At 73.1% G+C, this 10,363-nt stretch carries 8 protein-coding genes and 1 riboswitch; of the genes, 1 reads left to right on the top strand and 7 read right to left on the bottom strand.

Annotated elements, in window-relative coordinates; all coding sequences use genetic code 11:
• Nucleotides 1-114 precede the first annotated feature (114 nt).
• Together FXF60_RS15720 and purH are read right to left on the bottom strand one after the other, a co-directional pair.
• Nucleotides 115-1,131 carry a DMT family transporter gene (locus tag FXF60_RS15720; protein WP_151526923.1) on the bottom strand — a complete coding sequence of 339 codons (1,017 nt, stop codon included), beginning with the start codon at nucleotides 1,129-1,131 and terminating at the stop codon, nucleotides 115-117.
• Nucleotides 1,121-2,719 carry a bifunctional phosphoribosylaminoimidazolecarboxamide formyltransferase/IMP cyclohydrolase gene (gene purH / locus FXF60_RS15715; protein WP_151526922.1) on the bottom strand — a complete coding sequence of 533 codons (1,599 nt, stop codon included), beginning with the start codon at nucleotides 2,717-2,719 and terminating at the stop codon, nucleotides 1,121-1,123. Before purH ends, FXF60_RS15720 begins: the two co-directional genes overlap by 11 nt.
• Before the next feature lie 46 nt (nucleotides 2,720-2,765).
• Nucleotides 2,766-2,843, bottom strand: a riboswitch (ZMP/ZTP riboswitch).
• 44 nt (nucleotides 2,844-2,887) lie between these two features.
• Here purH and FXF60_RS15710 point away from each other — a divergent pair.
• Complete coding sequence (locus tag FXF60_RS15710) at nucleotides 2,888-3,499, top strand: class I SAM-dependent methyltransferase (RefSeq protein WP_151526921.1); 612 nt, start codon at nucleotides 2,888-2,890, stop codon at nucleotides 3,497-3,499.
• Here the strand turns inward: FXF60_RS15710 and purN are convergent.
• The 5 genes from purN to pcrA form a co-directional block, all read right to left on the bottom strand.
• The gene (gene purN, locus FXF60_RS15705; protein ID WP_192796782.1) at nucleotides 3,458-4,054 is read right to left on the bottom strand and encodes a phosphoribosylglycinamide formyltransferase; all 597 of its coding nucleotides are present in this window, start codon (nucleotides 4,052-4,054) and stop codon (nucleotides 3,458-3,460) included. The two genes, FXF60_RS15710 and purN, sit on opposite strands and share 42 nt — an antisense overlap.
• A 24-nt stretch (nucleotides 4,055-4,078) precedes the next feature.
• Nucleotides 4,079-5,377: a cell division protein PerM gene (locus tag FXF60_RS15700; RefSeq protein WP_151526919.1), complete on the bottom strand. Its 1,299-nt coding sequence runs from the start codon at nucleotides 5,375-5,377 to the stop codon at nucleotides 4,079-4,081.
• A 139-nt stretch (nucleotides 5,378-5,516) separates the two neighbouring features.
• Entirely contained in the window at nucleotides 5,517-6,407 is an 891-nt protein-coding gene (gene sucD / locus FXF60_RS15695) for a succinate--CoA ligase subunit alpha (RefSeq protein ID WP_151526918.1), read from the bottom strand.
• A gap of 41 nt (nucleotides 6,408-6,448) precedes the next feature.
• The gene (sucC, locus tag FXF60_RS15690) at nucleotides 6,449-7,630 is read right to left on the bottom strand and encodes an ADP-forming succinate--CoA ligase subunit beta (RefSeq protein ID WP_151526917.1); all 1,182 of its coding nucleotides are present in this window, start codon (nucleotides 7,628-7,630) and stop codon (nucleotides 6,449-6,451) included.
• Between the two features lie 146 nt (nucleotides 7,631-7,776).
• Entirely contained in the window at nucleotides 7,777-10,338 is a 2,562-nt protein-coding gene (pcrA, locus tag FXF60_RS15685; protein ID WP_151526916.1) for a DNA helicase PcrA, read from the bottom strand.
• Nucleotides 10,339-10,363 lie beyond the last annotated feature (25 nt).

Genomic DNA, 10,363 nt, shown 5'->3' with positions numbered 1-10,363 from the left:
GCATGCGCATCAACCCCGAAGGGGCGACAACGACCCTATGAGCCAGACACCAGGTGCTCAGGATCCAACCAGCCGCCAAAGGCAGCAAGACTCACCCTGACACTGACGCAGACCCTACCGGTGACCGGCGGCCGCCGGCGCAGCCGCACGGGGGTGGCGACGGGCCAGCGCCGCCCAGACGGACGCGACGAGCGCGAGCAGCACCCCCACGAGCACCTGCGGCCCGAGCAGCGCGCGGCTCGCCGGGTCCAGGGAGTCCAGCCCGACCCCCACCGCCAGCTGGGTGGTCACCGTCACCAGGGCGAAGACGAGCACCGGCAGGTGCGTGACGGCATACGCCGCCAGGGCGATGAAGACGATGCCCATCGTGCCTCCCGTCCACGCCCACCACGGCAGGTCCGGCCCCACAGGTCGCAGGGGCAGCTCACCGGTGCCCGACACGACCGCACCGATCACGACCAGCGTCACCGTGCCGGTGAGGAAGTTGACCCACGCGGTGGCCACGGGTGCGCGGCTCACGGTGGTGACGACGCCGTTGAGCGCCTGCTGGACCGAGGTGAGGCCACCCGCGGCGACCACCACCAGCACCGGCAGCACGAGCGCCACGCCAGTGGCGACCCCGGTGTCGCCACCCCCACGGGCGGTGGCGGCGACCGCCACCCCCAGCACGGCCAGACCCGCCGCCAGGACGCGCCCCGGACGGAGCCGCTGGACCGGCCCCGGCCCCAGACCGGCCCGGTCGACCAGGAGGGCACTGACCGACTGCCCGCCGATGACCGCGACGAGGAAGGCGGTCACCCCGACGAGCGGGACGGCATACGTCTGGCTGGCGACCAGCAGCGCGCCGCCGACCCCGCCGAGCACCTGCCACCACCGCAGCCGCCGGGTCCGCAGCGCGGTCCAGACGGCGGCGACGCTGCGCCGCAGCGCAGGAGAGGCGAGGAGCAGGGTGAGGACGACCAGGCCGCTGCCGAACGAGATCGTCGCCGCGGGGAGCGAGCCGACCTGCTGCGACAGCACCCCGTTGACCCTCGACTGGACCGGGAGCACCGCTCCGCAGACGCCGGCCGCCACGAGCGGGAGCACCGCCGGGGCGGCCACGGCCGCGGCGGCCGGCTCGTCAGTGGGCAAAGTGTCGGGTGCCGGTGAAGTACATCGTCACCCCCGCCTGCTCCGCGGCCGCGACGACCTCCTCGTCCCGGATCGACCCGCCGGGAGCGACCACCGCCCGGACGCCGGCGTCCAGCAGCACCGTGAGCCCGTCGGCGAACGGGAAGAAGGCGTCCGAGGCGGCCACCGCACCGGCGGCCCGCTCGCCGGCCCGGCTCACCGCCAGCTGGCACGAGTCCACCCGGTTGACCTGACCCATACCGACACCGACGGACGCGCCGGCGTGCGCGAGCAGGATGGCGTTGGACCTGGTCGCCCGCACGGCCCGCCAGGCGAACTGGAGGTCGGCGAGGGTGGCGTCGTCCGCCGCCTCCCCGGCGACCAGCCGCCAGCGCGAGGCGTCGTCGCCGCCGTTCTCCACCTCGGCGTCGACCGTGTCGACGGCCTGCACCAGCAGACCCCCGGAGATGGGGCGGGTCTCGACGCCTCCCGCCGCGGGCGAGGGCACCGTGAGCAGCCGGAGGTTCTTCTTCGCGGAGAGCAGCTCCAGGGCGGCCGGCTCGAAGTCCGGGGCCACCACCACCTCGGTGAAGACCTCCGCCACCTGCCGCGCCATCGCCTCGGTCACGGGGGCGTTGGTGGCGATGATCCCGCCGAAGGCGGACACCGGGTCGCAGGCGTGCGCCTTGGCGTAGGCCTCGGCGATGTCGGCGCCGACGGCGATCCCGCACGGGTTCGCGTGCTTGATGATGGCCACCGTCGGCTGGTCCCCGTGGTCGTGCGCCGCGCGCCGCGCCGCGTCGGCGTCGACGTAGTTGTTGTAGGACATCGCCTTGCCACTGAGCTGCTCGCCCTGGGCCAGCCCGGGACTCTGGTGGGAACCGGCCGTGTAGAGGGCGGCGCGCTGGTGCGGGTTCTCGCCGTAGCGCAGGACCGCCGCCTTGTCCCAGGTCGCGCCGATCCACGCGGGGAAGCCGGTGCCGCCGCTGGTGTCGGCGAGCACGTTGCCCATCCACGAGGCGACCGCCACGTCGTAGGTGGCGGTGTGCACGAAGGCCTGCGCCGCGAGCTGCTGGCGCTCGGCCAGGGTGAAGCCACCCTCGGCCACCGCCTCGAGCAGCTGGGGGTAGGCCTGCGGGCTGGTCACGACGGCCACGCTGCGGTGGTTCTTGGCGGCGGCGCGCACCATGGACGGCCCGCCGATGTCGATCTGCTCGACGCACTCCGCCGCGTCCGCGCCGGAGGCGACCGTGTCGGCGAAGGGATAGAGGTTGCAGACGACGAGGTCGAAACCCTCGACCCCCAGCTCCGCCAGCTGGCTCACGTGCTCGGGGTTGGTGGTGTCCGCCAGCAGGCCGGCGTGCACCCGTGGGTGCAGCGTCTTGACCCGCCCGTCCAGGCACTCGGGGAAGCCGGTGAGCTGCTCGACGCGGGTCACCGGCAGGCCCAGGCTCTCGATCCGTGCCGCCGACCCACCCGTGGAGACCAGGGTGACCCCGTGCTCGTGCAGGGCGGTGACCAGCTCGTCCAGGCCGGTCTTGTCGTAGACCGAGACCAGGGCCCGGCGCAGGGGCCGGCGCTCGGCGGGGGACGTGGTGGACGAAGTCATGACTGCATCGCTCCTCGGGGTGGACGGCGGTGCCGTCGCTCGACGGTGCAGGCACCCAGGCGGGCGATGCCCACGCGTGTCACTCCCCGGTGGTGTCCCACCCGCGCCAGTCGTGTGCCGCTCACTCTAACGCGGTCGGAGCCGGGGCCGGACCGCTAGGTTGCTCGGATGGACCGGGAGCACGCCCGTCGCTGGGACCGCCTGGCACCGCGCTACGACCAGCTGTCGGCGGGGATGGAGCGGCGCCTCCTCGCGGCGAGCCGCCCGTGGGTGGCCGGGCGCGCGGTCGGGCGCGTGCTGGAGGTGGGCGTCGGGACCGGGGCCAACCTGCCCCACTACCCCGTCGGGGTCGAGCTGACCTGCCTGGAGCGCAGCGCAGCCATGCTGGCGCAGGCCCGGCGACGGGCGTCCGACCTGGGGTTGCAGGTCGACTTCGTCCACGGTGACGCCGGTGCGATGGATCTCCCGGACGGCGCCTTCGACACGGTCGTGTCGACCTTCACCCTGTGCTGCGTCCCCGACCTGGACCTCGCGCTGCGGGAGATGACCCGCGTGCTGCGCCCCGGGGGGTCGCTGCTGCTCGCCGACCACGTCGCCTCGTCGCGGTGGTGGGTGCGGGCCGGGCAGGCGGCCGCGGACACGGTGAGCGTGCCGCTCGCCGGGGAGCACTTCGGTCGGCGGCCGCGCGCCCACCTGGGCGCGCTCGGTCTCGAGGTGCTCGACTCCGAGCGGACCGCGCTAGGCGTCATCGAGCGGGTGCACGCGCGCCACCCCGGGTAGGGCCGCGACGAGCATCTCCCGCTCGGCCGCCTTGATCCGCTCGTGCAGGGAGTCCTCGGTGTCGTCCCGGCGCACCGTCACCGCACGCTGGTCGACGATCGGGCCGGTGTCGACCCCGTCGTCCACCTCGTGCAGGGTGCACCCGGTGACCCGCACGCCGTGCGCCAGCGCGTCGCGGACCGCGCGCGCGCCGGGGAAGGCGGGCAGCAGGGCCGGATGGGTGTTGACCACCCGGTGCCCGGCCAGCACGGCGGGTCCGAGGATCTTCATGAAGCCGGCGCTGAGCACGAGGTCGGGCCGGTGCTCGTCGAGGTGCGCCACCATCGCGGCGTCCCACGCGTCGCGGTCCGGGTGGTCCGCGAGCCGCTCGACGAAGGTCGGTATGCCCCGTACCCGTGCTCGTTCCAGGCCCTGGATCTGGTCCCGGTCGGCCCCGACCGCCACGACCTCGACGCCGTAGCCAGGGTCGTCGCACGCCTCGAGGACGGCCTGGAGCAGGGTGCCGGAGCCGGAGACCAGGACGAGGACGCGCGCGGGGCGGTCGGAGTCGCTCACGCTGCGCAGCCTACGTGGGCCGGGTCAGAGACGACGGCGCCGCAGGTGCAGGGCGCTCACCACGACCAGGCCGCCCGCGACGAGCTGGGCGAGCAGCATCCCCGCCACGCGCCAGGGCTCGACACCGACGGTGCCGAGCAGCCCCGGGGTGAGCCCACCCGTCGCGAGCCAGGACAGCACCAGGACGACGAGGGCCACGGTCACGCACGAGGCGAGCAGGATCTGGGTCTTGGTCCACCAGCTGGCGAGCCGGGACGCCGAGCCCACCGCCCGGTAGCCCAGCCATCCGCCGGCCACGCACGGCACCAGGGCCATGACCCACATTCCCGGCGGCATCGCGCCGGGCTCGGGCAGGGCACCCAGGACGGGCATCACCGGGAGGTCACCGGCACTCGCCTCGCTCCAGCCCACGTGCACGGTGCCGACGGTGACCCCCGACCCCGTCACCCAGCCCAGCGCCCACACCATGAGGTTGGGCAGGGCGAGCAGCTGCCCCACGGTGAGCACGAGCGTCCCGACCAGGCCTGCGTCGAGGGAGCCGTAGAGGGTGATGATCCGCTCGCCGCGGAGCAGCAGCAGCCCCAGGACGAGCAGGAAGGACACCGCGACCAGGGACACCATCACCTCGACCACCGGAGGGAGGGCCCGGCGCACCAGCACCGGGGTCCGCGCCTCGAGGAAGGCCAGCCCGGCGTCCACGGTGGGGTGCTCCTCCCGGCGGTGCTCACCCCACCAGACCAGGCCGAGCGCCACCAGCGGGACCAGCACGGCGCCGGGCACGAGGGTCGCCAGCCGGACGGGGGCGATCCCGAAGCTCGCGGTGTGCGCGACCAGCAGCCCGGCGGCGAGGTAGCCGCAGACGAAGGCGGTGCCGTCCGACCCGCCGAGCGCGCTCCACGCCGACCGCCAGCCACCGATGCGCGGCACCCGGGCGGTGAGGTGGTGCCGGCTGAGGACGACCTGGCGCGCGGCATACCAGCACAGGGCGAGGAAGACCGCGGTGAGCAGCAGCGGCGCCAGGACGAGCTCGGCACCGGGCATCTGCACCGCGGCCCGGTGGGCCAGCGCCCAGACGTCCACGCCGACGCCGACGGTCTGCCAGAAGCTGGCCGTGCTCCGCTCCTCCACGATCCAGGCCAGGACGGTCGGCAGCACGACGACCAGCACCCCGAGGAGCACGCACACCACACCGGCCACCCCGGCGCCCAGCAGCTCGCCGAGGCGCCGGGCGGTCAGGACCGGCCCCCTCCCGGGGATCTCGTCCCGCGCCGACGTCTCGTCTGCCGCGCGCCCGCCGGCGCCGGTCCGCTCCACCACAGTCATCGTGCCCATGGTCATCGAGGCGCGGCCACCCGGACGGGAGGCGCGCCGGTCCACGACCGAACAGGCCCTCGGGGGATCCCCGAGGGCCTGTCCGGTCGCTCTGGCGGGGCCCCGAGAGGCCGGTCCGCAGGACGGTTCGTCAGCCGAGACCGGCGACGATCTCCTTCATCAGCTGCGCGGTCTCCGAGGGCGTCTTGCCGACCTTGACGCCGGCGGCCTCGAGGGCCTCCTTCTTGGCCTCCGCCGTGCCCGACGAGCCGGACACGATCGCGCCGGCGTGCCCCATGGTCTTGCCCTCCGGCGCGGTGAAGCCGGCGACATAGCCCACGACCGGCTTGGTGACGTTCTCCTTGATGTAGGCCGCGGCCCGCTCCTCGGCGTCACCACCGATCTCGCCGATCATGACGATGGCCTCGGTCTCCGGGTCGTCCTGGAAGGCCTGCAGGCAGTCGATGTGCGTGGTGCCGATGATCGGGTCACCACCGATCCCGACCGCCGTGGTGAAGCCGATGTCCTTGAGCTCGTACATCATCTGGTAGGTCAACGTCCCGGACTTGGAGACCAGTCCGATCCGCCCGGGGCCGGTGATGTCGGCCGGGATGATCCCGGCGTTCGACTGCTCCGGGCTGATCAGGCCCGGGCAGTTCGGCCCGATGATGCGGGTGGTGCCCTTCTCCTGCGCGTAGGCGAAGAACTCGGCGGTGTCCTGCACCGGCACGCCCTCGGTAATCACGACGGCCAGCGGGATACCCGCGTCCACCGCCTCGACCACGGCCGCCTTGGTGAAAGCCGGCGGCACGAAGAGCACCGAGACGTTCGCCCCGGTGGCCTCCATCGCCTCCGCCACCGAGCCGAAGACCGGCACCTGCACGCCGCCCTCGAAGTCGACGGTGGTCCCCGCCTTGCGCGGGTTGACCCCGCCCGCCACCCGGGTGCCGGAGCGCAGCATCCGCTGCGTGTGCTTCATGCCCTCGGAGCCGGTCATGCCCTGCACGATGACCGTGGAGTCGTTGTTCAGAAAGATCGCCATGGTGGTCTCTTCTTCTTGTCGTCGGTATGTCGTCGTGAGGGTCAGCCGGCGGCCAGCTCGGCGGCCTTGCGGGCGGCACCGTCCATGGTGGCCTCGATGGTCACCAGCGGGTGCGCGGCCTCGGCGAGGATCGCCCGGCCCTCCTCGACGTTGTTGCCGTCGAGCCGGACCACGAGCGGCTTGGTCGCCTCGTCACCCAGCATCTTCAGCGCCTGGACGATGCCGTTGGCCACCGCGTCGCACGCGGTGATCCCGCCGAAGACGTTGACGAAGACCGACTTCACCTGCTCGTCCCCGAGGATGACGTCCAGCCCGTTGGCCATGACCTCGGCCGAGGCGCCACCGCCGATGTCGAGGAAGTTCGCCGGCCTGGCCGCTCCGCCGGTGTGGTCCTCACCGGCGTAGGCGACGACGTCGAGGGTGGACATGACCAGCCCGGCACCGTTGCCGATGATGCCGACGTTGCCGTCGAGCTTGACGTAGTTGAGGTCCAGCTCCTTGGCCTTGGCCTCGAGCGGGTCGGCCGAGCCGGCGTCCTCCAGCCCGGCGTGGTCCTCGTGCCGGAAGTCGGCGTTGCCGTCCAGGGTGACCTTGCCGTCGAGGGCGAGGATCGTGCCGTCCTCGGTCTTGACCAGGGGGTTCACCTCGACCAGCGTCGCGTCCTCGTTCTTGTAGACGTCCCACAGCCGGATCAGCACCGGGGCGATCGCGTCGACGTCGCCGCTGTCGAAGCCGGCCTGCTCGCCGATCTCCCGCGCCTTCGCGTCGTCGATGCCGGTGTTCGGGTCGACCGCGACCCGCGCCAGCGCCTCCGGGCGCTCCTCCGCGAGGGTCTCGATGTCCATCCCGCCCTCCTTGCTGCACATGGCGAGCAGGGAGCGGTTGGCGCGGTCCAGGAGGAGGGAGAAGTAGTACTCCTCGGCGATCTGGGCGCCCTGGGCGATCATCACGGCGCCCACGGTGTGGCCCTTGATGTCCATGCCCAGGATGGCGTCGGCGGCGTCCTGCGCCTCCTGCGGGCTCCTGGCGAGCTTGACGCCGCCGGCCTTGCCGCGGCCGCCGACCTTCACCTGCGCCTTGACCACGACGACGCCGCCGCTGTGCGCACCGACGCGCTCGGCCGCCGGACCCGCGTCCGCCGCGTCGGTGACGACCTCGGCCGCGAGCACAGGCACGCCGTGCTTCTCGAACAGGTCACGTGCCTGGTATTCGAACAGATCCACGAGTCTTGCTTCCCGTCTGTCGATGGTGCTTCCGGTATGCCGCCCGCCGGGTCGCCGGGATCCGTCCCGGGAGCCGTCGGTGGCCCTGCGCCGCACACTATCGCAGCGGCATACCTGGCCCGCGCCAGCACCCAGGTGCCGTGCGCTCAGAGCTTGACGAGGGGCGCCACCCGCAGCAGCAGCCGCTTCAGCCCGGCGTCGCCGAAGTCGACGTGGGCCATCGTGTGCTGGCCGGTGCCCTCCACCAGCACCACGGTGCCCATCCCGAAGCTGTCGTGCGAGACCTTGTCGCCCGCGGCCAGGCCGGCCAGCTCGGCCTGCTGCGCCTCGCTGCGCGCCCGCTTCGGCGCGCTCCCCCGCGGATCGAGCCGCACCGCGGCGGGGCGCCCGCCGCCGGACCAGCCGGACCCGCCGCGCGAGCCACCGGCATACCCACCGGACCAGCCGATGCCCTCGGCGGCCGAGCGCCGCCCGGTCATGCTCATCCGGTCGGCGTCGGTGCGCTCCCAGGTGACCAGGTCGTCGGGGATCTCGTCCAGGAAGCGGGAGGCGGGGAACCACTGCGGGGCCCCGAAGGCGGACCTGCTCCCGGCCCGGGAGAGGTGCAGCTGCTCGCGCGCCCGCGTGATGCCGACGTAGGCCAGGCGTCGCTCCTCCTCCAGCTCATCCGGGTCGTCCAGGCTGCGCTGGTGCGGGAAGGTGCCGTCCTCCATCCCGGTGAGGAACACGACGGGGAACTCCAGCCCCTTGGCCGTGTGCAGGGTCATGAGGGTCACGACGCCCTGGTCGGGTGCGTCGGTGCCGGGCTCCCCCTCGCCCTCCGGGATCTCGTCGGCGTCGGCGACCAGCGACACCTGCTCGAGGAAGTCGACCAGACCGCCCTCGGGGTAGTTGTCGTCGAACTCCCGGGCCACGGTCACCAGCTCGGTGAGGTTCTCGACCCGGGTCTCGTCCTGCGGGTCGTGGCTGGCCCGCAGCTCGGCGAGGTACCCGGTGCGGTCGAGGATCGCCTCCAGCAGTGCGCCGATGCCGGTGTCCTCCTGCGCCGCGAGCGCCCCGAGCTCCTCCAGCAGCGCGGTGAACCCACCGATCGCGGCCACCGAGCGGGAGGCGATCCCCGGCGCGTCGGCAGCCCGGCCCAGCGCGGCCACGAAGGGTATGCGCTCGCGCTCGGCGAGCATCGTCACCGCCGCGACCGCGCGGTCGCCGATACCCCGCTTGGGGGTGTTGAGGATGCGCCGCAGGTTGACGTCGTCGGCCGGGTTGGCGATGACCCGCAGGTAGGCGAGCGCGTCCTTGATCTCGCGCCGTTCGTAGAACCGCGTCCCGCCGACCACCTTGTAGGGCAGGCCGGTCCGGACCAGCACCTCCTCCAGGGCGCGGGACTGCGCGTTGGTGCGGTAGAACACGGCCACGTCGCCCGGGCGGACGCCCCGCTCGTCGGCCAGCTCGTCGATCCGGCGCGCGACGAAGGAGGCCTCGTCGTGCTCGGAGTCGGCGACGTAGCCGACGATCCGGTGCCCCTCCCCCGCGTCGGTCCACAGCCGCTTCTCCCGCCGCTTGGGGTTGCGGGCGATGACCGCGTTCGCGGCGGTGAGGATGGTCGAGGTGGAGCGGTAGTTCTGCTCCAGCAGGATCGTCCGTGCCTGCGGGTAGTCCTCCTCGAACTCGACGATGTTGCGGATGGTCGCCCCGCGGAAGGCGTAGATCGACTGGTCGGCGTCACCGACGACGCACAGCTCCGCCGGTGGCAGCGCGCGGCTGCCCCCGTCGACGATGTCTCCGTCGAAGCCGACCAGCTCGCGGACCAGGGCGTACTGCGCGTGGTTGGTGTCCTGGTACTCGTCCACCATGACGTGCCGGAACCGGCGCCGGTAGTGCTCCCGGACGGCCGGGAAGGCACGCAGCAGGTGCACCGTGGTGGAGATGATGTCGTCGAAGTCCAGGGCGTTCGCCGCGCGCAGCCGACGCTGGTACATCGTGTACGCCTCGGCGACCTTGGCCTCGTAGCTGTTGCTGCCGACGGTGGCGGCGAAGCTCTCGTCGTCGATCAGCTCGTTCTTGGCGTTGGACACCTTGGCGAGGAAGGCCCGCGCGGGGTACCGCTTCGGGTCGAGGTCGAGGTCCCGGATGACCAGGCCCATCAGCCGCTGGCTGTCGGCGGCGTCGTAGATCGAGAACGAGCTCTTCAGCCCGGCGGTCGCGGCCTCGCGGCGCAGGATCCGCACGCAGGCGGAGTGGAACGTCGACACCCACATGGCCTTGGCCCGGGGACCGACGAGAGCCTCGACCCGCTCCCGCATCTCGGCGGCGGCCTTGTTGGTGAAGGTGATGGCCAGGATCTGGCCGGGGTGGACGTGCCGCTCGGCCAGCAGGTAGGCGATGCGGTGGGTGAGCACGCGGGTCTTGCCGGACCCGGCACCGGCCACGATGAGCAGGGGGCTGCCCTGGTGCGTGACCGCCTCCCGCTGGGGCTCGTTGAGGCCGGCCAGCAGCTCGGCCACGGAGGGACCGCGCGTGGCCGACCGACCCCGTGCCGCGTCGCTCTCCGCCGTCCCCTGCCCCGCCGGGTCCTCCCCCGCGACGGCCCAGGCCGGGACCCCCCGCTCGTCCACCCCGCCGGCGCGGTCAGCATGGCCGCTCGCGGCACCCGCCCTCAGGGAGGGCACGGGTGCGTCGAAGGGAAGGTGGTCGAACAAGCCGCTCATCAGGTCCCATCCTAGGCAGCCGGAA

This window comes from Serinicoccus kebangsaanensis (assembly GCF_008919445.1).
GTDB classification, from domain to species: domain Bacteria; phylum Actinomycetota; class Actinomycetes; order Actinomycetales; family Dermatophilaceae; genus Ornithinicoccus; species Ornithinicoccus kebangsaanensis.
This window is presented reverse-complemented; position numbering and strand designations above follow the sequence as displayed.